Consider the following 25750-nt stretch of genomic DNA (forward strand, 5'->3'; position numbering starts at 1 on the left):
TCCATTAGTGTAAAGCGGCAATCGACCTCAGAGCCGCTGTCGCACCACGACATGGATCAGACCACGGCTCCGGCGTTCGGGTCGTTGGGATCTTGCGACGAAGACTTGGCAGGTCCCTTGACCAGATCTTCACGCTTGACGCCCAGCCACATGGCAATGGCCGCAGCCACGAACACCGAGGAGTAGATACCGAACAAGATGCCGATCGTCAGCGCCAGTGCGAAGTAGTGCAGGCTGGGGCCGCCAAAGAAGAACATGGACAGCACCATGGCTTCGGTAGAAGCGTGGGTGATGATGGTTCGGCTCATGGTCGAGGTGATGGCGTGGTCGATCACCTCGTGCGTGTCGAGCTTGCGGAACTTGCGGAAGGCTTCGCGGATACGGTCAAAGATCACGACCGATTCGTTGACCGAGTAGCCGAGCACGGCCAGCACGCCGGCCAGCACCGAGAGCGAGAACTCCCACTGGAAGAAGGCGAAGAAGCCCAGAATGATGACCACGTCGTGCAAGTTGGCGATGATGGCCGCGACGCCGAACTTCCACTCGAAGCGGAAGGCCAGATAGATCACGATGCCCAGCACCACCATGCCCAGGGCCATGAGGCCATTGTGCATGAGTTCGTCGCCCACCTGAGGGCCCACGAACTCGGTACGGCGCAATGTAACCTCCGCATCCTCAGCCTTGAGAGCAGAAAGCACCTGCTCACTTTGCTGAGCTGTGGTCACACCTTTCTGTACGGGCAGACGGATCATCACATCCTTGGATGTGCCAAAGTTCTGCACGATCACATCGGCATAGCCGAGCTTGGAGATGCTCTCACGCACCTTGCCGATATCGGCGGGCTGGGTGTAGGCCACTTCCATGACCGTGCCGCCCGTGAATTCCACGGACAGATGCAGGCCGCGCGAGAACAGGAAGAAGACGGCCAGCGCAAAAGTGATGAAGGAAACCGCGTTGAGAAACAACGCGTACTTCATGAACGGGATGTCTTTTTTGATACGGAAGAATTCCATGCTCTTCCTCCTTAGTTGTTGCTGCCGCGGCTGGCCACGGAGCGGTGTTCACCGCCTTCTGGCTTCCAGACCTGACCAATGGCGAGGCTCTTGAGCTTCTTGCGACCACCGTACCAGAGATTGACCAGACCACGTGAGAAGAATACCGCCGAGAACATGCTGGTCAGAATGCCGATGCAGTGCACCACGGCAAAGCCGCGCACCACCCCAGAACCAAAGGCCAGCAGCGCCAGACCCACAATCAGCGTGGTCACGTTCGAGTCCAGAATCGTGTGCCAGGCGTTCTCATAACCGGCGTGGATGGCCGCCTGGGGCGAGGCACCGGCGCGCAGCTCTTCGCGAATGCGCTCGTTGATCAGCACGTTGGAGTCAATGGCCACGCCCAGGGCCAGGGCCATGGCGGCAATGCCGGGCAGGGTCAGCGTGGCCTGCAGCATGGACAGGATGGCCAGCAGCAGCAACACGTTGATGCCCAGAGAGATCGTGGAGATCACGCCGAACAGCATGTAATAGACACACATGAAGGCAGCAACAGCCACCATGCCCCAGACCACGGAGTGGATACCGCGGTCGATGTTGTCGGCGCCCAGGCTTGGGCCGATGGTGTATTCCTCGATGATCTCCATGGGCGCGGCCAGCGAGCCGGCGCGCAGCAGCAGCGAGGTGTCGTTGGCTTCCGCCGTGGTCATGCGTCCGGATATCTGCACGCGGCCGCCGCCGATCTCACCGCGGATCACAGGCGCCGTCACCACCTCGCCCTTGCCCTTTTCGAACAGGATGATGGCCATGCGCTTGCCCACGTTCTCGCGCGTCACGTCCTTGAAGATGCGCGCGCCCTTGGCGTCCAGCGTCAGGTTGACGGTGGGCTCCTGGGTCTGGCTGTCAAAGCCGGGCTGGGCATCGGTCAGGTTCTCGCCGGTCAGAGTCACCTGCTTTTGCACGATGACGGCCTGGCCGTTGCGATCCAGGTATTTTTCGGAGCCAAAAGGCACGGGGCCTGTGCCCAGCTCCGCCGAGCGAGCTTCGGCGGACTCATCCACCATACGCACTTCCAGTGTGGCGGTACGGCCCAGAATATCCTTGGCCTTGGCCGTGTCCTGCACGCCGGGCAGTTGCACGACGATGCGGTCCAGACCCTGCTGCTGGATCACGGGCTCGGCCACGCCGAGTTCGTTGATACGGTTGTGCAGCGTCACGATGTTCTGCTTGAGCGCCTGCTCCTGCACCTTGCGCAGCGCCTCGGGCTTGATCGCAGCGACCATCTTGAAGCCCGTGCCATCAGGCTCGGAAGTGCTGGTCAGGTCGGGGAACTGATCGGCGATCAGATTGCGCGCAGCCGTCTGCGTCGCTTCGTCACGCACGCGAATGGTGATGTTGTTGCCATCGCGGCTGATGCCGCCGTGGCGAATGTTCTTGTCGCGCATGGTGGTGCGCAGATCGCTGGCGTAGCTTTCGGCCTTCTTGGTCAGGGCCGCAGCCATGTCCACCTGCAGCATGAAGTGCACGCCGCCACGCAGGTCCAGACCCAGATACATGGGCTTGGCACCGATGGAAGTGAGCCAGTCGGGCGAGCGAGAGACCAGATTCAGCGCCACGATATAGGCCGGGTCGCTGGGATCGCTGATCAGCGACTTCTGGATGATGTCCTTGGCCTTGAGCTGATCGTCAGGCGTATTGAAGCGGGCACGCACCGAAGTGCCCTCCAGCGACAGCGAGTCCGGCTTGAGGCTGGCAGCGCTCAGCGCGGATTCCACTTTTTGCAGCACGGCATTGTCCACCTTCACAGTGGATTTGGCCGAAGACACCTGCACAGCAGGTGCTTCACCGAAGAAATTGGGCAGGGTGTAGAGCACCCCCACCAGCAGCGCGATCACGATGATCGCGTACTTCCAGACCGGGTATCGGTTCATGATCGCGCTCTTTGTATTACAGCAACGCACAAAGGGTACGCACGCCCGGATCAGGCGCCGCACCCCTACTCAAACGACAGACAGGCTAAGAGCGTATTCACGATCTCTACGCCGCCGCGTTGAAGCGCAATCGGAATGAGTTCGAAGCGATGGCTCGCCGCTTGCACCGGAGTGCAAGCAAGAGACAGCGCACAGAAATCGCCCGATTTCGCTCCAACCCTGCGGGACAGCGTCTTTGCGGGCGGTCTGCGGCGTTGCAAATCCTCGCAATAGCACGGCTATTGCTGCGGTGTTGCGCCTGGCATTCCATCCCGCAAAGCCGCTGTCGCGGCGCGAGGAGATTGTGAGCACGCTCTTACTTAGCCGTGCCCTTGGGCAGCACCTGCACCACGGCAGAGCGCTGAATCTGGACTTCCACGCCAGAGGCCACTTCGATGAAGATGAACTGCTCGGCCATGCGGGTCACGGTGCCGATGATGCCGCCGGCAGTCGCCACCTCGTCGCCCTTGGCCAGAGCTTCGATCATGGCGCGATGTTCCTTCTGACGCTTCATCTGGGGACGAATCATCACGAAATACAGCACCACGAACATCAGCACCAGAGGCAGCATGCCGGTGAGCGAACCCATGAAGCCGCCTTCAGCGGCGGCAGCGGGGGCAGTCTGGGCGAAAGCGGAAGAAATAAACACGGATCAAACTCCAATCACAACAATAGCGGTACGGAACCGTTGTTACCGGCCTCGCAAATTAACGGAACATTGTATTCGGCTGAATCGTTCCCGACCCTGGCGAGGGCAGTCACTGCGCGCGCGCTTTCCCTGATGCCGGCAGGGAGTCCTTCTTGCGCGCCGCTCATCAACAGCGACAAATTCAAAATTCATAGCTGTCACCGCTTGATATGGTTTGATTTTTCGATGTTTTAATTGTGAATACCAATGGTGATGAGCGCTATCAGCTATCAAAAGCAGAGACTCCAATACCCACAGCGCCGTGACCAATACAAAGGCCGGGGCGAACCCCGGCCTTTGTCTGACGGCCTTGGCCGCAATTAGTTCACTGCCAGTTTCTGCCCGGCAATGGTCGCGGGCATCGCAGGCGCGCTCCAGCGCTGCATCAGCCCCTGCCACTTGGTGCGGGCCGCCGCCAGGTTGCGCTCCTTCACATGGCCGTAGCCGCGGATCTCCTCGGGGATGGAAGCAATCTCCACGGCCAGTGCCAGCTTGTCAGCCGTCAAGCCCTTGAGCAGGGTTTCGATGCACTGGCGGTATTCGGCAATCAGCGCGCGCTCCGTCTTGCGCTCCTCGGTACGGCCGAACGGATCCAGCGCCGTGCCGCGCAAGCCCTTCATGCCCGCCAGCACGCCCATGGCCTTGTGCATCCAGGGGCCATAGGCTTTCTTCTGCAGCTGCCCCTTGTCATCCTTCTTGGCCGTGGTGGGCGGCGCCAGATGGTGAACGATCTTGAAGTCGCCCTCGAACATCTCGCCGATCTTCTGGGTGAAGACCGCATCGGTGTGCAGGCGCGCGACTTCGTACTCATCCTTGTACGCCATGAGCTTGAACAGATAGCGCGCCACGGCCTGCGACAGACGCGTGCCCTGACCCAGGCTTTCCTCCTGGGCCCGCACCCGGGCCACGAAGTCCTGGTACTGCTTGGCGTAGGCGGCGTTCTGGTAACCAGTGAGGAATTCCACCCGCTTGCCCAGCATCTCGTCCAGCGACGGCTTTTTGACAAACTGGATGACCTGCGAGGCCTGGAACAGCGCGCGCACCGCATTCAGGTCATGGGCGCAGCGGCGACCCCACTCGAAAGCGGCCTGGTTGTTCTCGATCTGCACGCCGTTGAGTTCCATGGCGCGCATCAGCGAGGCACGGGTCAGCGGCACGCGGCCTTTTTGCCAGGCGTAGCCCAGCATCATGGGGTTGGCGTAAATGCTGTCACCCAGCAGCGCTGTCGAGGCTTTTTCGGCATCGAAGCTGCCAACGCCCTCGGCACCCACCGCGTCGGTCAGCGCCTGCACGCAGCGGGAATCTGGCGACTGCCAGTCGGGGTTGCCCACAAAAGCGGCTGTGGGCGAGGCGTGGGTATTGAGCGCGATAAAGGTGCGCCCCGGCTGCATGACCGACATGGTGGTCGGCGTGGCCGCGACGATGGGATCGCAGCCGATCACCAGATCAGCCTTGGCCATGTCCACCTTGGTCGTGTAGATGGCATCCACGCGGTTGGCAATCTGGATATGGCTCCAGGTGGAGCCGCCTTTTTGCGCCAGACCTGCGGCATCCTGGGTGATCACGCCCTTGCCTTCCAGGTGCGCGGCCATGCCCAGCAGCGAGCCAATGGTGATCACGCCCGTGCCGCCCACGCCGGCCACCACAATGCCCCAGGCCTGCTCGGCCACCGGAATCACCGGGTCCGGAATGTTGGGCATGGCGTCCAGGCTGCCTTTTTTCTCTCTCTTGGGCTTTTTGAGCTGCCCGCCCTCGACGGTGACGAAGCTGGGGCAAAAGCCGTTGACGCAGGAGTAATCCTTGTTGCAGCTGTTCTGATTGATGCGACGCTTGCGGCCGAATTCGGTCTCTACTGGCTCAACCGAAAGGCAGTTGGACTTGACCGAGCAGTCACCGCAGCCCTCGCAGACCAGCTCGTTGATGATGACGGTCTTGTCAGGCGTGCTCATGGTGCCGCGTTTGCGGCGGCGGCGCTTTTCGGTGGCGCAGGTCTGGTCGTAGATGATGGCCGTGCAGCCCTTGATCTCACGGAATTCGCGCTGGATACGGTCCAGCTCGTCGCGGTGGAAGACCTCGATGCCCGGAGGCAGGTCATTGATCAGCTCATGGTGCTTGGCACGCGCCGGATTGGCATCGAGCTGATGCGTGCGTCCATGGTATTTGCCGGGTTCGTCCGTCACCACCACCAGCTTGACCACGCCTTCGGCGCGCAGGCTGTGCGCAATCTGGGCCACCGAGTGGCCTTCGGGCCGCTCTCCCACGCGCTGGCCGCCGGTCATGGCCACGGCATCGTTGTACAGCACCTTGTAGGTGATGTTCGTGCCGGCGGCGATGCTCTGGCGGATGGCCAGCAAACCGCTGTGGAAGTAGGTGCCGTCACCCAGATTGGCGAAGACATGCTGCTCCCGGGTGAACGGCGCCTGACCCGCCCAGGTCACGCCCTCACCGCCCATCTGCGTGAAGGTGCTGGTGTTGCGGTCGGGCATCCAGGTCGTCATGTAGTGGCAGCCGATGCCGGCCACGGCGCGGCTGCCTTCAGGCACGCGGGTGCTGGTGTTGTGCGGGCAGCCGCTGCAGAACCAGGGCGTGCGGTCGCCTGTGGCGACTTCCTTGGCCGCCTTCATCGCCGCCTCGCGCGCATCCAGCACGGCGATGCGTTCGTGCATGCGCGTCTCGATATGTTCGGGCACGCCCAGCTTGTGCAGCCGCGCGGCAATGGCACGCGCGATGATGGCCGGCGTCAGGTCGGCCGTGGGGCGCAGCAGCCAGTCCGTGCTGGGGTTGGGCAGCGACCATTCGCCGCCATGCTCGTCGCTGAACTTGCCCACCACATTGGGGCGCACGTCATCGCGCCAGTTGTAGAGTTCTTCCTTGATCTGGTATTCGATGACCTGGCGCTTTTCCTCAACGACCAGGATCTCCTGCAAGCCACGAGCAAAGTCGCGCGTGATCGTGGCTTCCAGAGGCCAGACCACATTGACCTTGTGGAGGCGGATGCCCAGCTGGCGGCAGGTGTCGTCATCAAGGCCCAGGTCGGCCAACGCCTGGCGCGTGTCGTTATAGGCCTTGCCGCTGGCGATGATGCCGAAGCGGTCATTCGGTGTGGCGATCACATTGTGGTTGAGCTTGTTGGCGCGCACATAGGCCAGGGCCGCATACCACTTGTAGTTCATCAGCCGCGCTTCCTGCTCCAGCGGCGGATCGGGCCAGCGGATATGCAGGCCGCCGGGCGGCATGACGAAGTCCTCGGGAATGATGATGTTGACGCGGTCCGGGTCCACCTCGACGGAGGATGAGGACTCCACCACTTCCTGGATGGTCTTCATGCCCGACCACAGGCCCGAGAAACGGCTCATGGCAAAGGCATGCAGGCCCATGTCCAGGATGTCCTGCACATTGCTGGGAAAGAACACCGGCGTGCCGCATGCCTTGAAGATATGGTCGCTCTGATGCGCGGCAGTGGAGGACTTGCTGATGTGGTCGTCACCGGCAATCGCAATCACGCCGCCATGCTTGGCCGTGCCGGCCATATTGGCGTGTTTGAACACGTCGGAGCAGCGGTCCACGCCCGGCCCCTTGCCGTACCAGATGCCGAAGACGCCATCGAACTTTTGGGTATCGGGATACAGATCCAGCTGCTGGGTGCCCCAGACGGCCGTGGCGCCCAGCTCCTCGTTCACGCCGGACTGGAAGACGATATTGTTCGCCTCCATGTACTTCTTGGCTGCCCAGAGCGACTGGTCGTAAGTGCCCAGCGGCGAGCCGCGATAGCCGCTGATGAAACCCGCGGTATTGAGGCCGGCCTGGGCATCGCGCAGGCGCTGCAGCATGGGCAGCCGGACCAGGGCCTGCACGCCACTCATAAAGGCGCGGCCGCGGTCCAGCGAATATTTGTCGTCCAGAGTCACAGACTCCAGGGCACGACGGACTTCATCGGGCAAAGGGGCATTCATGGCTTGTCTCCATGTGGGTGACCACCCGTGGCAGCTGTTGGCTACCAGAGCAGCATATTGCTTTGGACGTTCCTGCGCCATAGGCACCGAACGCAAGCTGTTTGCCCAAAGTTTAAGGAAAACGCCTTGAATAGAGCTTTCTTTTTATTGCCGGGGTTTACCTAGTTTTTGAAAGAATCTTGCTTTACATTTCAAAATATGAATCAAATTGATAGATTTGACTGGGCAATCCTGAATGAGCTGCAAGACAATGCACGCCTCACGAATGCCGAGCTGGCCCAGCGGGTCGGTCTGTCTGCCGCACCCTGCTGGCGGCGCGTGCGTGCACTGGAGGAAGCCGGCTACATCACCGGCTACCACGCCACGCTGGACCGCCACAAGCTAGGCCTGGGCGTACTGGCCTTTGTGCGTGTGGATGCCGCGCAAAACACGGCAGATATCACACAGGGCATGGAGGAATCCATCCGCCTGCTCCCCGAGGTCACTTCCTGCCACTACATCAGCGGAGCAGGCACTTTTGAGCTGCAGGTCGTTGCCCGCGATCTGGAGAGCTTTTCCGGCTTCATCCGCAATGTGCTGCTGCGCCTGCCTCATGTGAAGGACGTGCACACCACGTTTTCGCTGGGGGAAGTCAAATCCAGCAGCTCGCTACCCTTACCGGCTGTGCCGACCAACAAGACTGCCGCTAGCCACAAGCAGCCATAGCATCCAGAAGAGAGGGAGAGCATGAAATCGAATCAAAAACGTCTAACACCTATATCTACCAAGAGCTACAAGCTATTATTTCTGATGAGCCTGGCCAGTGCTTCCATGCTGCACAGCGCACAAGCGGCAAGCATCTACCAATGCAAGCAACCCAACGGGCAGGTCGCATTCCAGCAAGCCCCCTGTGCGCACGGCGATGCGCAAACCCAGATCCGCCAGGCCCCCGGCACCGCTGCTGCACCGCCATCCACATCGCCCCAACCGGCTGCCAAGACCGCAGCCCCCGCCCCCGGCAAAGCCGATATCAGCATGGCAGGCTCCAGCGACCGCCAAGCCTGCAACGACGCTGGCGTCGCTGTTCTTGAGCGCAAGCTCAGCCATCCCCAAGCCGTGTACCAGGCCTGCAAAAAGGAGCTGCCCGGCCGCCAGACGGATCAGGCTTGCATGGAGGCCTGCCTCCAGACCTGGCTGCGTGGCTACGAGAAGAGCTTGAAGAGCCAGTAGGCGAGTCGTTGACGAAATAGGCCTGTTTCGTCCAATGATTGAAACAAAGAGAGCTGCCAGCGCTTATCCAGCATTGATTTCAGATGGTTATCCACTGAAACCCAAAGCCTGACAAGCGCTGGCAGCTCCTGTTTTCGATAAACGCTTAGCGCAGATGCGGCGCCGAACCCGCTAGGCTCTTGGGCCAGAAGGCCCAGAGCTTGAGCGGCTGCTTGATGCGGCCGGCCAGATCGCCGGCCTCGGCGCCCCAGCCCATGAAGTAGTCGGCACGCACGGCGCCCAGGATGGCGCTGCCCGTATCCTGCGCAAACACCAGCCGGTTCAGGGCCACCGTGGGCCCGGGCGTGGACAGCCAGACCGGCGTGCCATAGGGAATGCTGTTGCGGTCCACTGCAATCGAGCGGCCCGGCGTCAGCGCCACGCCCTGCGCGCCCTTGGGGCCGAACTGGGCATCGAACTCATTGAGTTCCTCTTCGCGGAAGAACACATAGCGCGGGTTGCTCCACAGCATTTCATTCACACGCGAGGGATTGGCCGCAATCCAGGCACTGATGCCGGGCCAGGTGGCATCGCGCACCAGGCCCTGATCGAGCAGCCAGCGCCCCACGCTCTTGTAGGGCTGGTCATTCGTGCCCGCATAGGCCACGCGGATCATGCGCTGCGAGCCATTGGCTTCGGTCAGCTGCAGCCGGCCCGACCCCTGGATATGCAGCACCAGCATGTCCACCGGGTCGCGCAGCCAGGCGATCACACGCCCCGACAGTGCGGCCTGCGCCTCGGCATTGGTGTCGATCTGCTGGCGCGTGAACCAGGGCTTGCGCTTGCCGAAGCCCATGGGCGTCTGATAAATCGGCACATTGAAGCCGTCACCCTGCACACGACGCGCTTCGTACATGGGCTCGTAGTACGAGGTCAGCATGCCGTCGGGGCTGCCCGTCGTGGCCTCGATGCGATAAGGCTGAAGCTGGGCCATCATCCAGCTGCGCTGCTCGTCCTCGGTGGCGATGCTCAGGCGGCGCACATCACCGCAGAGCGTGGCAAACACGGTGCTGGGGCGCTCGCAGTTCTTGATCCAGGCATTCCAGGCCTCGTTTAATGAATCTGTCGCGACACCGGGTAAATCCCCCCAGTCCACTGGAACCCAACGGCTCTTTGTGGGTACATTGGCGGTGAACGGTGGCTTCTGGGCAGAGGCGCCGGAGCCGCCATGCGGCTTGAGCTCGGCCACGGACGAGGGATCATTGTGCTGCTTGGTGGTGGTGCAGGCCACCAGGGTTCCGACAATCAGCGCCAGCGAGATACGGCGCAGGAGATGGACATTCATGGGTCTGATTTTGCTTGAAGCATTGCTGGCGTTGGCAATTCTGGTCGCTATTGTGTGGTGGACCATGTTCTCGGGCCGTCAAAAGGGTGAGATACCCTCCGGCACCAAGGCCCAACCCCGGAATGAGGACAACGAGCCACCTTGCTGATCTTGTCACCAGGCCGATCGCCCCTCCCCTACAAAGGGGGTCGCGATTGGCTGTAGTGACAAATTTTTGCATCCGCAATAGGCTCTACGCGTGCGTCCTACGCTTTTAGGTCCCCCGGGCGCAGTACGCTCACTGCCTTGCAGCTTTGACATCAAAGCTGGTGTGTCCGGTCCCATCATCGGGTCAATCAACTAAGGAGTTTTCTATGCGCAAGCAAATGGCTGTGACGGCCGCTCTGGCCTCTGCATTGTTCATCACCGGCTGTGCCAACACCGGCGGCATGTCGGACACCACGCGACGCACTGCCACCGGCGCGGGCGTTGGCGCTCTGGGTGGCGCAGCCATCGGTGCCATCGCCGGCGGTCACGCTGGCTCCGGTGCACTGATCGGTGCCGGCGTAGGTGCCCTGGGCTCCTACATCTGGTCCAAGAACCTGGAAAAGCAGAAGGCTGAAATGGAAGCCGCAACCCGGGGTACGGGTGTGGGCGTGACCCAGACTTCCGACAACCAGCTGAAGCTGGACATCCCCAGCGACATCTCCTTCGCTACCGGCAAGGCGGATATCCAGTCCAACTTCGCCCCCATCCTGGATCGCTTCGCCGACGGCCTGCGCAACAACCCCAACGCGGAAGTCCGCATCATCGGCCACACCGACAGCACCGGCTCCGACGCCATCAACGACCCCTTGTCGCTGCGTCGCGCCGAAGCCACGCGCAACTATCTGACATCGCGCGGCGTCAACGGTGCCCGCGTCCAGGTGCAGGGCATGGGTTCGCGTCAGCCCGTGGCCTCCAATGACACCAACGAAGGCCGCGCCCGCAACCGCCGTGTGGAAATCTTCGTGGGCGAGCGCGCCCAGCAGTAATCAGGTCCCCCTGAAAAAACCAGCCCCGCATTCGCGGGGCTTTTTTTGTGCCTACGGCCCTGACAAAGGCATGCCCCAAACGAGAGACGCCGAGCAAGGGCCGCCCCGCAGCAATGGCGTCGTTCCCCTTTCAGGGGGAAGGCGCGCAGCGCCTCAGGGGGTTCTCAACAAGTTCGCCAGCTCAACCGCCGACTTGACCTGCATCTTGTCAAACACGCGGGCGCGATGCACTTCCACCGTGCGCACGCTGATGTCGAGCTGATCGGCAATCAGCTTGTTGGGAACACCCTCGACCACCAGACGCATCACATCTTTTTCACGGTCCGTCAGCTCCTCCAGGCGACCGCGCACGGCTTCACGCGCACGGTCGGACGCCAGATGCTCGGCCGATTTGAGCAGCGCCTGCTCGATACGGTCCACCAGTGCATTGTCGGAAAACGGTTTCTCGCAAAAATCGAAAGCGCCCCGCTTGACGGTATCCACCGCCGTGGGGATATCTGCATGTCCGGTCAGAAAGATGACGGGCATGGCCTCGATCTCGCCGCGCTCCAGCATGCGATTGAAGAGCGACAGACCACTCATGCCGGTCATGCGCATGTCCAGCAACAGGCAGCTGGGGCGGCGCACCACGGGCGGCCGCCTGAGCACCTCGACCTCAAAGTCTTCGGCACTGCGATAGCACTCACTCAGCAGTCTGCGCGAGCGCAGCAGCCATGCCAAAGCCTCTCGGACATCGGCATCGTCGTCCACGATGTAGACGGTAGCGTCGATTACAGGTTCCATGAAAACTCAGTTCTGCCTTGCATCCCTATGGGCTGGCAGCGTGAATATGAACTCCGTGCCCGAAGGGAGGTGGGGGCGATAGTCAAGATGACCACCATGTTGCTCCACCACGGTGCGGCACAGGCTCAAACCCAGGCCCATGCCCTCGGCGCGCGTGGTGAAAAAGGGGGTGAACAGCTGTTCGGCCACTTCCTTGGGAATGCCGACGCCACAGTCCATGACTGAAAATTCTACCCAACGCGGCTCCTGCTGCTCTTGAGGGGCTTGCCGCACGCGCAAGGTTAATACGCGCTCCTTGAGCTCCGGCAGGTCCATGGCCTGCATGCCGTTGCGTGCCAGATTGAGCAATACCTGCTCCACCATGGTCAGGTCGCAGAGCACGCTGGGCAGACCAGGCTCCAGCTCCACCTGCACCTTGACGCGCAGCTTGTGTGCCTGCAATTGCACCAGCGGCATGACGGCATCGATGAGCTCCGCCGGGGGTACAACCTCCCGCGATTTGTCACGGCGACGCACGAAATCACGCACGCTCTTGATGACACGGCCCGCACGCTCGGCCTGGTCGCCAATACGCTCCATCGCCATGCTCAAATCCTTGAGCTGGCTCTCGGCACTGCTGACCCCTGCCTCATGCTTGAGCATATTGAGCGAACCTGCGGCGTAGCTGGAGATGGCCACCAGCGGCTGCGTCAGCTCATGACTGAGCATGGACGCCATCTCGCCGACGGTGGCCAGTCTGGCCGTGGCCTGCAGACGCTCCTGCGAGGCGCGTGAAAGCTCCTCCATGCGGCGCTGCTCGCTGATATCGATGAAGGCACTCATCCAGCCCGTATGCATGCCCTGGGCATTGATCAGCGGTGCCTCGAAGATCAGCACCGGAAAGCGCGAACCGTCCTTTCGCATGAACACGCTTTCATGTCCTTCTCGCGGTGGAGGCGATGCGCCGGAGAGACGGTTGTCCCGGCGCTGGGTGTACTCCTCGGCCAGCTCCGGCGGCCAGTAAGGGGCAACGCTCAGGCCCAGCAGTTCTTCTGCCGAAAAACCAACCATATTGCAAAACGCCGGATTCACATAGGTGATGCGCCCCTGCAGGTCGCGTGCTCGCATGCCCGTGACCAGCGAGTCCTCCATGGCCTTGCGAAAGGCCAGCGCGTCACCCAGATCACGCTCGGCACGCAGGCGGCGGCGGTTGTCACGCACCAGCACCACCAACACCGAGATCAAGGCAATCGACATGGCGGTGACCAGCGCCGTCATCACATTGGGAAAGACGCTGGGCGCATGGTGCCAGCTGTCCATACGCAACACCAAGGTGCTGCCGGGCAGGTCCAGCAGCTGCTGGGCCGTGAACATGCGCGAGCCGCGCCAGGCCGCGCCCACCAGCGCCAGCCGGGTGCCGTCAGGCTCGGTGAACGAGACTTCCTGCGTGCGCGGTAGCGCCTTGCCTACATGGCTGACCAGGATGCCGTGCAGGCTGTAAGTGCCCAGCACATAACCCACCACATGGCCGTTTTCCGTCAGCGGCATGCAGACCAGCATGGTTTCCGTGCCAAGACCATCGCCGAGCAACTGAAAGCGGCTGGGCGAATAGCTGGGGCCGTTGAAACGGCGTGCCTGGGTGCAGGTCAGCATCTCCGCCGAGTGCAGTTCCGTGCCATGCTTTTCATCCTCCCAGGGCACGGTACGGTATGGCGTCTCCGCATGGGCCTGCAGGCGCATATCCATGCCGCGCCATTCGATACGCATGAGCTCGCGGCGCTGCTGCAGCATCTCGCTGGCATGAGCGCGCCAGGTGTTGGCATCGACGCTGTGGGCATTCAGGGCCTGCAGATCCTGCAGGTTCCGGCTCAGTGCCGCGCGTACATCGCCCACCGCATTGGCCGTGTCGCGCTCCAGCTTTTCCTGCACCTGCGTGGCTTCATAGCGCCCCGCCAGCCACACCATCGTGACCAACATGCTGACGACCAGCGCCACCAGCACGCTCCAGAGCGACCAGCGACGCCAGGCCAGACGCCAGCGACGCCAGGGCCAGCGGGCGAGATGTCGCTCAAACGGGTCGGGGGAAGAGGAATGGGTTTCGGAAGAGGGGTTCACAGCACGCGATGGGTCAGAGCAGGCAATTGTTGCCGCACTTGCTGCATCCGTTCACGACTGAGGCTTCCCAGCACCACGCCGGCGCCGCTGGCTTGTAGCGCCATCACCTCACCCCAGGGGTCTATCAGCAGGCTGTGCCCCCAGGTTCTGCGGCCATTTTCATGCACCCCACCCTGGCCCGGCGCCAGCACATAGGCCTGGTTTTCGATCGCACGGGCACGCAGCAGAATCTCCCAGTGCGCCTGGCCCGTGGTGTGGGTAAAGGCACTGGGCACCAGCAGCAGGTCCGCGCCCTGCGCGCTGAGCATGCGGTAAAGCTCGGGAAAGCGAAGGTCATAGCAAACACTCAAGCCCAGACGCCAGACCTCACCATTTCTGGCCTTGATATCGCAGACCACGGGCTGCGCACCGGCCTGCACCACATCGGACTCGGCGTAATGCTCGCGTCCGTTGTCGAAGCGGAACAGATGAATCTTGTCGTAGCGGGCGACACAGTCGCCCTGCGGCGAGTAGACCAGGCTGGTGTTGAGCACATGCTGCGCGTCATCGGCCTGCAGCGGCAAGGTTCCTGCCACCACCCACAGCCGCAGCTCCCTGGCGGCCCGGGCCATGAAGTCCTGGATGGGCCCCACGCCGAAGGCTTCGCAATAGGCAATCTTGTCCGTGTCCCTGGCACCCATGGCGCAGAAATATTCGGGCAGCACCACCAGCTCGGCCCCCAGGCTGGCGGCCTGCTCCATCAGTTGGCGCGCCTGGGCCAGATTGGACTGCAGCTGAATGCCGGAGACCATTTGCAATGCGGCGATTTTCATGGCGTTTCCTCCTTCTCGACAGGGGCTGCGGGCTCGGCAGGCACTCCCATCGGTGCCTTGTCAGCCGCAGCATCCCTGGGCGTTTTACGGCGCGGCAGCTCGGTCACCTGCGGGTCTTCCCAGCTGCCATGCACGCGCAGCTCCTTGGTCGTGGCTGCAATCAGCGGCCCACGCAGCACCATCTGTGCCAGAAAGCTGCTCAGCCCCACCAGCGGGTTGATGGCCGTGGCCACCAAGGAGGCCGACAGCGCGTTGATCTCGGGCACCACCACCACATGCAGATCCTGGGTTTCCTTGTCGATGTCGGCCACGCCCTCCATCAGCACCGCCGCATTCACCCCCTTCATCTGCATATTGTTGGTCTTGGCAATGCCCTTTGTGATGTTGACATCTCCGCGCATGAAGTCAAACGAGAAGCCGTTGCTGAACACATCGCGGAAGTCCAGCGTCAGCCGCCTGGGCAACGATTGCAGGCTCAGCACGCCCAGCAGCTTGGCCAGACCGGGTTCGGCCTTGAGGAAGCGGCCTTTTTGCACATCCAGATGCACCACTCCGGACAGTGTCTTGAAGTCCGGCGTCACCGGCGATCCCGTCCAGCTGATATCGCCCTGCAGGCTGCCCTGGCCATTGGCCACCACGCCAGGCATCTCGAAACGGTTGAGCAGCTTGCCCACATCGCGCAGATTGAGCTGAAACTGCAGCTGGGTCTGACCAGGATGCTTGTGATCGGCAGAGCTCACGCTCCAGAAGCCCTTGGCGGTCAGCACCGCCTCGGGCGTGCTGATATTGAAGCGCGACAGCTCCCATTCGCGCAGCCCCGGCCCTACGGTCAGCCAGCGGTTGCGGGCCTGCACATCCACACTGCCCAAAGAGCGTTTGCCCAGTTGGAGATCGTCCACGCTGATCTTCAGCGCGGGCAGCTCGCGCAAGGAGTTATCGGCAGGTCCGGCAGGGCTGTCCAGCCCATTGTCAGGCCCTTCGGGTACGGTCAACCGTGCCAGCTTGGCCACTACCAGCCCGCCAGGCTCCTGAGGCGATGCCTCGTGATAGTCAATGCGTCCCGCCAGTTCACGCGCCTGAATCTGGTTGCTCCAGACCTTGCCCGAGCGGCTGAGCTGCAGGGACACATCGTGCAATTTGCGCTCATGCAGCTTGACCTCGCCGGCTTTGAGCATCAATTGCTGCGGCAGCCAATCGCTCCATGGCGCATTGGGTGTGCCGCCAGCAGTGGATTCGCTACCTGCCGCATCGTCGGGCAGCAGATGGGTCCAGGCATCCAGATCCAGCGTTGGCAGCTGCACGCTCGCCTGCAGGCCCGAGGATGGCAAGCTGGGCGTAGCAGCAACCGCCTCCCCCACCTGAATCTGTCCACGCAGCAGACGCGGGCTGGCCGCGCTGATATCGCGCTCGATCAGCGCCACCGCTGCCTTGCCCCATTGCAGACTGATCTGATCGCTCTGCGGCTTGGCAACAGCCGCCACTGTGCGGCTGATACGCAGCGGCAACGCCGCTTCTGCCTGCTTGCCCATGGGTGCAGGCAGTTGCACGCCCATGCCCACCAGGTCCGATTGCAGCTCGATCTCGGGCACATCGTGCAGCACCTTGATCTGCAAGCCATAGCGCGCTTGCCCCTTCAGATGCTGGGCCAGCACCGGCAGGCCCTCCAGCTCCTTGGCATCGCGCAGGCCCTGGGCCGTGGCCAGACCCTCGACGCGCACCAGCACCGGATCCTTGCCGGACTTCATGCCGCCCTCGATACGCACATCGCCCCCTAATGCCCTGGCCTGCACGTTCTGCAGCTGAAAACCGCCTTCGGAGAACAGCACGTTGCCGCGCGCATTGGCCAGCACTGGCACTTCGGGCATCAGTTGCAGGGAATTGCCTGCCAGCGTGATCTCGCCCTGCACCTTGCTGCGCTCCATATGCGAGGTAGGCAGATGCAGATTGAGCTTGAGCCGCCCTTCTCCCGTCGCGCGGGAGCTATCCAAAACATGAGCTGTCAGCGCAGACAGGGCGGACATTTGCACCACTTTCAGCATCTCGTTGAGAGGGCCATTGGCCTTGGCAGCCACTTCCACCTCGGTCAGATTCCAGTCGGCCACGCCGGCCTGGGCCTCTTCCACCACGATGGCGGTATGCCCCAGGAATCCCTTGGCCTTGCGCACGCTCATGGAATTGCGGTCGAAGACCAGCTCCCCGGACAGCCTGGTCAGCGGCGGCCAGGACTTTTCTCCGGGGCTCAGCAGGTAGTCGGGTACAAACTGGTAGTTCACATCACGTACCTGGGCACTGATGTGAAATTCGCCCTGACCGGGTTTCTCGAACGGCACATGGTCCAGCTCACCCTTGACGCGAAAGTTCACCGCGCTGGCCTGGCCCGATGTGATGGACTCGCGCACATAGCGCAGTGCATCCTGCCCCAGGTCTCTGGGCAGATAGCGGTGAATGCGCGCGCCATTGGCCCGGCTCAGTTGCCCCTGCAGGTCCAGCAGGCCAGGAAAGCGCGGCTGCGCATCCGTGCCGGCGCCGGTCTGCCAGCTCGCCTGAGCCTGGCCTGCCGTGTCTTCGTTGGCAAAGCGCAGCCTGGGCACCTGCACCTTGATGGCACGGCCCTGGTCCTGCAACTGCCAGCGCAAGCTGGCCTCCAGCTGGTCCAACGGCACGTCGGGATCTTCGAACACACCGGGGAAGCTCATCATGGCCCGCTCCACACCGGGTGACTTCGTCAGCGTGGCCTCACCGCCGTCCTGGTCGAGCTTGAAGCTGCCGCTCAGGCTCTGTACCCCGGGCACGCCGATGCTGTGCGGCCCATCGTTGGAAGGCTGGGCATGCAAGCCCAGTTGATGCAGCTGGCCCGAAGCCTTGTAGTGCTCGGGATGCTCCAGCGGACCACGCCAGGAAAATTGGATCTGCTGCAACTGGCCGCTGGGCTGCAAGACCTGCAACTGATGCAGCACAGCTTGCGGCACGGGCAGACGCTGCGCCAGCTGGGCAGCAATGGCCAGCTCAATCCCGTCGGCCTGCACCTGGCCATGCTCGCCGCCGCTGCCCTGGCCAGCCGTCCCTGTCGGAAAGTAGCTCAGGCGGAAATCCCCGCGCGGCCAGTGCAAGCCATCGCTGGCAGTGAATTCCAGCCCCTGCACGGAGAACTGATAACCATCGCGCTGGCTGGCGCGCAGCCTTCCCTTGAGCGCCTGCAGCGCCAGCGGCTCGGGCTTGTCCTTCCATTTCAGCTCGAAGGCCTGCACCGCCACATCGGCCACCGCCCCCACAGCTTGACCACGGGCGATATCCACCCAGGCACGCACGGAGCCCTTGCCCTGCTGCAGCCGCCAGTCCTGCGGACTCAGGTAGTGCCCCAGCTGCGACAGATCGACATGGCTGAAATCCAAAAAAGTCTGACCACTCCAGCGCTGGGTCTGGCCCGAGTGCACTGACAGCAGCGGCTCCTTGAAGTTTCCCATGACGGTAAAGCGCTGGCCCCAGTCCTGCGGCGGGGTGGCATCCAGCCGCAGCGAATGCGTCCAGCCCTTGCTGCGCAACACCAGATCCACCTCGCTCAGCGCCAGCGGCGGGGCGGACAGCATTTCATCCACCCATTCCAGCCGTCCATGGCGTATGGCAATTTCGGGTTGGGAAAAAATCCAGTCCGCATTGCCATCGGTGCTGCTGTCCGAGCTGTCGGAAAGCGCAATGCCCGCCACCGAGATCACGCCGTTGGCATTGCGGCGCACGGTCAGCTCAGGAGCCTCGACATAAATCTGCTCCACACCCAGGGTCATCAGCGAACGTGCGGATACGGCGACCACCACCTTGGGCAGTTGCAAGGCCTTGCTCTGGCTGTCCGGGTCATGCAGAACCACATCCGCCAGCTCAACCGCAGGCATCAAGCCGTCGCTGTGCGCCGCCAGCGAACCGATGGTGACGGGTATACCCAGACTGCGTGAGGCCAGGGATTCCAGCTCGGGGCGCCACTCATTGATTCGCGGCACAATCCAGAACTGGAGCACCCCCCAGATAACGGCCAGCATCAGCCACAGGCCCAGCACCAGTCTCAGCGACCACCGTGCCAGGCTGGCCAGCCGGTGGATATGGCGAGATGGGAGAGGTTTCGGTTCGATCATCAGCGGCCCAGCAATGGCAGGAATTATGACCGGCGCCTTGACGCGCATTTTGGTAACCATACGTTGCCAAGCTGGTTTACCACTTGCTGGACACCATTTTTAACGGTCCGTATGCAGTCCCCAGAGCAAGCAATGGCAGAACAAGCCCTCAATGTGTCGTCCCCGGCCCAGTACTCGCGCTTTGTGCAGCGTCTTCACCGCCGCTACGAGAACTGGTTTGATGCCTTGCCCCCAGGCCCTCCCGACCGCGCCTTGATGGAGCAGGCACTGAGCACGCTGCAGGCCCGCGGTCTGGACCTCTCTGCCGCGCTGCGCGTGCTGCGCCAGCTGGTCATGGAGCGCTGCATTGTTCTTGACTGCGAACAAAGCGCTCCTCTTTCCGTAGTGGTCAAGGCAGTCACCGAGCTGGCCGAGCTGGCCCTGGACCGTGCAAGCGTCCAGGTTCGCAACGAACTCGATGCCCGCCATGGCGCGCCGTGCGGCCCGGACGGCCAGAACGTGCAGCTATGGGTCATAGGCATGGGCAAGCTGGGCGCACGCGAGCTCAATGTCTCCAGCGACATCGACCTCATCTATGTCTACGAGCATGACGGCGAGACTGCAGGCCAGACCGACGGCCGTGGCGTGATCTCCAATCACGAGTACTTCGGCCGCGCCGTCAAAGGCATCTACGCCCTGATCGGCGACACCACCGAGCACGGTTTCGTCTTCCGTGTGGACCTGGCCCTGCGGCCCAATGGCAACTCGGGCGCTCCTGCCGTATCCCTGGCGTCGCTGGAGGAATACCTGCAGATCCATGGCCGCGAATGGGAGCGCTTTGCCTGGCTCAAGAGCCGCATCGTGGCGCCGCAGGCCGATATCCAGACGCCCAATGTGCAGGCTCTGCGCGGCGTGGTGCTGCCCTTTGTCTTCCGGCGCTACCTCGACTACTCGGTGTTCGATTCGCTGCGCAGCCTGCACCGCCAGATCCGCGAACATGCCGCCAAGCGCAGCGCCGGCCACCCCGAGCGTGCCAACGACGTCAAGCTCTCGCGCGGCGGCATCCGCGAAATCGAATTCATCGTGCAACTGCTGCAGGTGGTGCGCGGCGGTCAGTTCCCCGAGCTGCGCTGCCGCCCCACGCTGGAAGCCCTGCAGCGCCTGGTGCGCGCCAACCTCATGAGCGAGGAGATTGCCGGCGCCCTGGCTCAGGCCTATACCTTCTTGCGTCAGGTGGAGCACCGCATCCAGTACCTGGACGACCAGCAGACCCATGTGCTGCCCACGCGCGATGACGATCTGCTGTGGATTGCCCGCACCATGGGCTTCCCTGACGCCTGCGCCTTTTTGCATCAGCTTGACGAGCACCGTGAACTGGTAGCCCAGGAATTCGACACCTTGCTCGGCGGCGACGCCCAGCAATGCAGCAACGGCAGGTGCAGCTCGGCCAAAGCCGCCGGGGAAACGCCCTCGCCGCAGGAAATCGAAGACATGATTGAGCTGCTGCCGCCCTCATTGGCGGGTCAGGTGGCCGACTGGCGCAGCAACGCACGCATCACCGGCCTGCGCGATGAGGCCCGCGCCCGCTTGTTCCGTCTGGTGGAGCGCACGGCTCAATGGGTGGAGCGAGGCCAGGCCAGCGAAGAAGCCGCCAGGCGCTTTCTGAACTGGCTGGAGCCGCTGCTGCGCCGCGAAAGCTACCTCGCGTTGCTGCTGGAGCGCCCGGCAGTCCATGAAAGACTGCTACATCTTTTGGGTGCTGCGCGCTGGCCGGCCCGCTATCTGCAACAGCACCCCGGTGTGATCGACGAGCTGGCCAGCGACGCCATCTTCAAGGAGCGCTTTGTCGCCGCAGACTTCGAGCATGAACTAGCCCTGCGCCTGGCTGCACTGCAGTCCACAGGCGAAGACGATGACGAAACCCTGCTCAATCTGCTGCGCCGCGCCCACCATGCCGAGGTCTTTCGCACGCTGGCACGCGATATCGAGGGCCGCATCACCGTCGAGCAGGTCGCCGACGACCTCAGCGCCCTGGCCGACAGCCTGCTGCGCGTCACGGCCCAATGGTGCTGGGATCGCCTGAAAAACCGCCACCGCGAAACACCACGCTTCGGCATCGTGGGTTACGGCAAGCTGGGCGGCAAGGAGCTCGGCTATGGCAGCGACCTGGACATCGTCTTTGTCTTTGACGACGACGACGAACGCGCTCCCGAGGTCTATGCGGCCTATGTGCGCAAGCTCATCAACTGGCTCACGGTGAAAACCGGCGAAGGCGATCTGTTCGAGATCGACACCGCGCTGCGGCCCAACGGCAACTCGGGCCTGCTGGTCACCAGCTTCGAGTCCTATGCCAACTACCAGCAGCAGCGCGGCAGCAATACCGCCTGGACCTGGGAACACCAGGCCATGACCCGCGCCCGCTTCGTCTTGGGCAGCCGTGACTTCCCGTCCCCGGCAGGCGGGCCTGTGACCGATCTGCATCTGCACCAGCGCTTTGATGCCGTGCGCGAGTCCGTCATCACCGCCCCGCGTGACGCCGCGGCGCTGCGCAGCGAGATCAAGACCATGCGCGAGCGGGTGCGCAGCGCGCATCCGGTGCGCGGCGGCCTGTTCGACGTCAAGCACAGCCCCGGCGGTATGGTGGACGTGGAGTTTGCCGTGCAGTATCTGGTGCTGGCCCATTCGGGCAAGCACCGCGAGCTGATCGCCAACGTGGGCAATATCGCCTTGCTGCAGCGCGCCGAAGACGCGGGCCTGCTGCCCAAATCGGTGGGTTACGAGGCCGCCAAGGCCTACCGTGAACTGCGCCGCCTGCAGCACGTGGCTCGGCTCGATGAGCGCTCGGGCCAGCTGGAGCAGGATCAGGCCCAAGCCCAATGCGACGCGGTGCTGGCCTTGTGGCAATCCGTATTCGATAGCCCAATTTGACGGCTCGGCGATGGCCTGGCCCCGAAAACAGGCGTGCAGACATGCCTGTTTTTTAGGCACTGGCAGCATTCATCAAAAAATGCTTACAAGGGACCTGCAGGTCAGCACCAAACTGTTACAAAAATATCACCCATCAGGGCTGGAACTTCTGCAACAGTGTCTCATCTGATAGACAGGTGCAGCGAATTCGAGAGACCTGCTCCCCCAATTTCATGTTGCGAAGCCCTTGGGTCAATCCATTGAAGAAACCCCGGAGCGCTTCTCCTCCCTCCCTCTCTTAATTCGTTTCGGGATGCTTCGCAACTTTTTTATGCCAGCAAAAAGGCCACCGTCAGGTGGCCTTTTTCATGCTGTCAAGCACCGCCCCTACTGTGGAACCGTATTGACAAAGCTGGGGCGGGAGCCGATTTTTTTCAGCAAGGCGTCGAGATTGGGGTGATCTGCACGCCAGTCCAGCTCTGGAAAGCGGAAATCCAGCCAGGCCAGCGCGCAGCAGACGCTGATATCGGCCAGCGTCAGATGCGTGCCGCCGCAACAGAACGGCTTGTCGCCCAGTCCCTGGGACATGACTTTCAGCGCCGCCTTGACCTTGCCCATCTGGCGGTCCATCCAGGCCTGGCTGCGCTGCTCGGCGCTGCGGCCGGGCCAGGTGGCCTCCAGCCGCACCAGAACCGCAGCGTCCAGCATGCCGTCGGCCAGCGCCTCCCAGGTCTTGACCTCGGCGCGCTCGCGGCCCGTGCCCGGAATCAGCTTGCCGACCGGCGAAAGTGTGTCCAGATATTCGACGATGACGCGCGAGTCGAACATCGCCTCCGTGCCGTCCATCACCAGACGCGGCACCTTGCCCAGAGGATTGCCCGTACCGGGTGAAAGCGCTTCCTCCCAAGGGTTCTCTTCGACGAATTGATAGTCCAGCTTCTTTTCGGCCAGCACGACGCGGACTTTGCGCACAAAGGGGCTGGTGGTGGAGCCTATTAGTTTCATAGCAGCGGTTCCATGACACGAGTCACCGGCGACGGGCCGGTGCGATGATTCTATGCGCTGGCATGACGGCACGGCTGCTGCCGCAAAGGGCTTGCATGCCAGCCACGGCCGCCGAGCAACCCAGCGCTGCGTGCGACTGATGCGGCGCACCTACAATTGCGCCACCATGAACCTGTCCTCCCTCACCGCCATCTCTCCCTTGGACGGCCGCTACGCCGCCAAGCTGTCCGCACTGCGCCCCATCATGAGCGAATACGGCTATATGCACCGCCGTGTTCAGGTCGAGGTGACCTGGTTCATCGCCCTGTCCGATGCCGGCTTTGCCGAATTCCCCGCGCTGTCGCCCGAATCGCGTGACTATCTGCACGCGCTGGTCGCCAACTTCTCCGAAGCCGACGCAGACGCCATCAAGGCCATCGAAAAGACCACCAACCACGACGTCAAGGCCGTGGAGTACTGGATCAAGTCCAAGTTCGACGGCCGCGCCGAGCTGCAAAAGGCCGCCGAGTTCGTGCACTTTGCCTGCACCAGCGAAGACATCAACAACACCAGCCACGCCCTGCAGATCCGCGTCGGCCGCGACACCGTGCTGCTGCCCGCCATCGACGGCATCATCGCCAAGCTGCGCGAGATGGCTCACCTCTACGCCGAAGTGCCCATGCTCAGCCGCACGCACGGCCAGACGGCCTCTCCCACCACCGTGGGCAAGGAACTGGCCAACGTGGTCGTGCGTCTGCAAAAGGCCGCCGCCAACATCGCCGGCGTGAAGATTCTGGGCAAGATGAACGGCGCCGTGGGCAACTACAACGCCCACCTGTCGGCCTGGCCCGAGTTCGACTGGGAAGCCTTCAGCAAGAACGTGGTGGAATCCGCCGAGCCCAAGGGTCTGGGCATCAGCTTCCAGCCCTACTCCATCCAGATCGAGCCCCATGACTACATGGCCGAGCTGTTCGACGCGATGGCCCGCACCAACACCATCCTGATCGACCTGTCGCGCGACATCTGGGGCTATGTGTCCCTGGGCTTCTTCAAGCAACGCCTGAAGGCCGGCGAGATCGGTTCTTCGACCATGCCCCACAAGGTCAACCCCATCGACTTCGAGAACTGCGAAGGCAATCTGGGCATGGCCAACGCCATGCTCAAGCATCTGGCCGAGAAGCTGCCCATCAGCCGCTGGCAGCGTGACCTGACCGACTCCACCGTGCTGCGCAACATCGGCGTGGCCTTCGGCTACACCACGCTGGCCTACGCCTCGCTGATGACCGGCCTGAACAAGCTTGAACTCAACGAAGAGCGCCTGCAGGACGACCTGAACCACGCCTGGGAAGTGCTGGCCGAGCCCATCCAGACCGTGATGCGCCGCTATGGCGTGCAGGGTGCCTACGAAAAGCTCAAGGAGGTCACACGCGGCAAGACCGTGCTGGCCGAAGACCTGCACCGCCTGATCAACGGTCTGGAAATCCCCCAGGCCGACAAGGACCGTCTGCTGGCCATGACGCCTGCTTCCTATATCGGCAAAGCTGCCGAGCTGGCCAAGCGCGTCTAAAAAGATAGCTGTCAGCGCTTGATATTCAAGCGCTTCAGCATCAAAGAGCTGCCAAAGCCAAGATTGATTGGCGCTGGCAGCTCTTGTTTTTGAATCTGTTTTTCCATTTTTCGGACTGCCTGCGGGCAGCGCTGCCCACCGCCATGGCCATCAAGTCCACCATCTTCAAAGCCAATCTGTCGATCGCCGACATCGACCACAACTACTACGCCGACCACAACCTGACCCTGGCGCGCCATCCCAGCGAGACCGATGAGCGCATGATGGTGCGGCTCGTGGCCCTGGCGCTCAATGCCCACCAGTTGCAGGATCTGTGCAATGGCGACGGCACGCTGGGCTTTGGTATCGGCCTGTCCAACCCTGATGATCCCGATGTGCACATCACCGACTACACCGGCCAGAAGCGCCTGTGGATCGAAGTCGGCCAGCCCGACGAAAAGCCCATCACCAAGGCCTGCAACAAGTCCGACCATGTGCTGGTCTACCCCTTCCACCACGCTTCCCATGTCTGGTGGAAAGGCCTTGAAGGCAAGGTAGGCCGCCAGGACAAGCTGGAAGTGCTCTACATCGACTCCGACATCGCCCAGCAACTGGGCAGCCTGGCCGAGCGCAGCATGCAGCTGCAGGCCACGATCCAGGAAGGGCAGCTCACGCTGTCGAGCAATCTGGGCACGGTGTTTGTCGAGCCCACGCGCTGGAAATAAGCCTTAGAAGCTCTGGCCACGCCGTTCCGCCGCGCGCTCGGCATAGCGGTTGAAGCGCCAGGAATCGCCCTCGATTGTGATGCGGCGCCATACGGCGCGCTTCTCGGCAGGCTCCATGGCCGTCCAGTGCTGCACCTCGTCAAAACTGCGGCCGCAGCCCTTGCATTTTTCATCGCCCTGGCTGGTGGAGCAGATGGCGATGCAAGGCGTATCAGGCATGGTTTCGAACCAGACCAGCCAGGCCGCCATGGCATGTGACGGGAAGCCCTCCACGGCCACCTCGGACTCGCGTGCATGGATCATCAGCGCATACACCTCGGCCAGGGCCTTGACCTCGGGCGCCATCAGCACGCCGTCGGGTGACGGGGCTCGGCCTCGCCAGTAATTGATGGCCGCTTCGATGTCGGTGATGTGAATGGCAGTCATGGAGCAGGCATCATAAGCCGCTGCCATGAGGCCTGCGCCAGCAAGGTTGCTGCATTTTTGGTAGCTGCCTGCTCTTTGTACAAAAGCGCTGCAAGACAGATATTCAATATAAAACCTGTGAACTAGATGGGTTTTGAAGCTTGTCATCGGCGGCATGCTGTGTTGAAATCCGCAGCTTCGAAGGGGAGTAGCTCAGTCGGCACCGCATAGGAGTCGGCAGC

Annotated in this window: 18 protein-coding genes; 7 read left to right on the forward strand and 11 right to left on the reverse strand. The window is 62.5% G+C overall.

Annotated features, from left to right (window positions below; all coding sequences use genetic code 11):
• Positions 1-56: 56 nt before the first annotated feature.
• From secF to QMY55_RS24205, 4 genes are all read right to left on the reverse strand, one after another.
• Positions 57-1013 (reverse strand): protein translocase subunit SecF, encoded by a 957-nt coding sequence (gene secF, locus QMY55_RS24190; RefSeq protein WP_283486621.1) that lies wholly within the window; start codon positions 1011-1013, stop codon positions 57-59.
• 11 nt (positions 1014-1024) lie between these two features.
• A complete protein-coding gene (gene secD, locus QMY55_RS24195; RefSeq protein ID WP_283486622.1) occupies positions 1025-2923 on the reverse strand; it encodes a protein translocase subunit SecD in 1899 nt (632 codons plus the stop codon).
• Positions 2924-3278: 355 nt separating this feature from the next.
• Positions 3279-3611 carry a preprotein translocase subunit YajC gene (yajC, locus tag QMY55_RS24200; RefSeq protein ID WP_283486623.1) on the reverse strand — a complete coding sequence of 111 codons (333 nt, stop codon included), beginning with the start codon at positions 3609-3611 and terminating at the stop codon, positions 3279-3281.
• A gap of 359 nt (positions 3612-3970) precedes the next feature.
• Positions 3971-7603, reverse strand: coding sequence for an indolepyruvate ferredoxin oxidoreductase family protein (locus QMY55_RS24205; RefSeq protein WP_283486624.1), 3633 nt, complete (start codon positions 7601-7603; stop codon positions 3971-3973).
• A 198-nt stretch (positions 7604-7801) separates the two neighbouring features.
• Here QMY55_RS24205 and QMY55_RS24210 point away from each other — a divergent pair, with 198 nt between their 5' ends.
• Complete coding sequence (locus tag QMY55_RS24210; RefSeq protein WP_283486625.1) at positions 7802-8308, forward strand: Lrp/AsnC family transcriptional regulator; 507 nt, start codon at positions 7802-7804, stop codon at positions 8306-8308.
• Between the two features lie 21 nt (positions 8309-8329).
• Complete coding sequence (locus tag QMY55_RS24215; protein ID WP_283486626.1) at positions 8330-8812, forward strand: DUF4124 domain-containing protein; 483 nt, start codon at positions 8330-8332, stop codon at positions 8810-8812.
• A gap of 145 nt (positions 8813-8957) precedes the next feature.
• Here the strand turns inward: QMY55_RS24215 and mltA are convergent, their stop codons facing one another.
• On the reverse strand, positions 8958-10136 hold the full coding sequence (gene mltA / locus QMY55_RS24220; RefSeq protein ID WP_283486627.1) for a murein transglycosylase A: 1179 nt from the start codon (positions 10134-10136) through the stop codon (positions 8958-8960).
• Between mltA and QMY55_RS24225 the strand changes: the two genes are divergently transcribed.
• Together QMY55_RS24225 and QMY55_RS24230 are read left to right on the forward strand one after the other, a co-directional pair.
• The gene (locus QMY55_RS24225; protein ID WP_283486628.1) at positions 10135-10284 is read left to right on the forward strand and encodes a hypothetical protein; all 150 of its coding nucleotides are present in this window, start codon (positions 10135-10137) and stop codon (positions 10282-10284) included. The genes mltA and QMY55_RS24225 overlap by 2 nt on opposite strands.
• 205 nt (positions 10285-10489) lie before the next feature.
• The gene (locus tag QMY55_RS24230) at positions 10490-11149 is read left to right on the forward strand and encodes an OmpA family protein (protein ID WP_283486629.1); all 660 of its coding nucleotides are present in this window, start codon (positions 10490-10492) and stop codon (positions 11147-11149) included.
• A 153-nt stretch (positions 11150-11302) separates the two neighbouring features.
• Here QMY55_RS24230 and QMY55_RS24235 read toward each other — a convergent pair whose 3' ends face one another.
• From QMY55_RS24235 to QMY55_RS24250, 4 genes are read right to left on the reverse strand one after another with little or no spacing between them, the layout of a single operon-like run.
• Entirely contained in the window at positions 11303-11932 is a 630-nt protein-coding gene (locus QMY55_RS24235) for a response regulator transcription factor (RefSeq protein ID WP_283486630.1), read from the reverse strand.
• 6 nt (positions 11933-11938) lie between these two features.
• On the reverse strand, positions 11939-14026 hold the full coding sequence (locus QMY55_RS24240) for a two-component system sensor histidine kinase NtrB (protein WP_407650576.1): 2088 nt from the start codon (positions 14024-14026) through the stop codon (positions 11939-11941).
• Complete coding sequence (locus QMY55_RS24245; protein ID WP_283486631.1) at positions 14023-14838, reverse strand: carbon-nitrogen hydrolase family protein; 816 nt, start codon at positions 14836-14838, stop codon at positions 14023-14025. Before QMY55_RS24245 ends, QMY55_RS24240 begins: the two co-directional genes overlap by 4 nt.
• The gene (locus QMY55_RS24250; RefSeq protein WP_283486632.1) at positions 14835-18962 is read right to left on the reverse strand and encodes a YhdP family protein; all 4128 of its coding nucleotides are present in this window, start codon (positions 18960-18962) and stop codon (positions 14835-14837) included. The genes QMY55_RS24245 and QMY55_RS24250 overlap by 4 nt, the downstream gene beginning before the upstream one ends.
• Positions 18963-19073: 111 nt before the next feature.
• On the opposite strand from QMY55_RS24250, the gene glnE reads away from it, so the two are divergent.
• Entirely contained in the window at positions 19074-21869 is a 2796-nt protein-coding gene (glnE, locus tag QMY55_RS24255) for a bifunctional [glutamate--ammonia ligase]-adenylyl-L-tyrosine phosphorylase/[glutamate--ammonia-ligase] adenylyltransferase (protein WP_283486633.1), read from the forward strand.
• 366 nt (positions 21870-22235) lie between these two features.
• On the opposite strand, the gene QMY55_RS24260 is transcribed toward glnE, so the two are convergent.
• Entirely contained in the window at positions 22236-22853 is a 618-nt protein-coding gene (locus QMY55_RS24260; protein WP_283486634.1) for a glutathione S-transferase family protein, read from the reverse strand.
• A 166-nt stretch (positions 22854-23019) separates the two neighbouring features.
• Here QMY55_RS24260 and purB point away from each other — a divergent pair, with 166 nt between their 5' ends.
• Complete coding sequence (gene purB / locus QMY55_RS24265; RefSeq protein ID WP_283486635.1) at positions 23020-24399, forward strand: adenylosuccinate lyase; 1380 nt, start codon at positions 23020-23022, stop codon at positions 24397-24399.
• Between the two features lie 143 nt (positions 24400-24542).
• The gene (locus QMY55_RS24270) at positions 24543-25103 is read left to right on the forward strand and encodes a YaeQ family protein (RefSeq protein ID WP_283489054.1); all 561 of its coding nucleotides are present in this window, start codon (positions 24543-24545) and stop codon (positions 25101-25103) included.
• Between the two features lie 3 nt (positions 25104-25106).
• Here the strand turns inward: QMY55_RS24270 and QMY55_RS24275 are convergent, their stop codons facing one another.
• Positions 25107-25556, reverse strand: coding sequence for a DUF3717 domain-containing protein (locus QMY55_RS24275; protein WP_283486636.1), 450 nt, complete (start codon positions 25554-25556; stop codon positions 25107-25109).
• Positions 25557-25750: the final 194 nt, after the last annotated feature.

It is taken from the genome of Comamonas resistens, from assembly GCF_030064165.1.
Taxonomy (GTDB): Bacteria; Pseudomonadota; Gammaproteobacteria; order Burkholderiales; family Burkholderiaceae_C; genus Comamonas; species Comamonas resistens.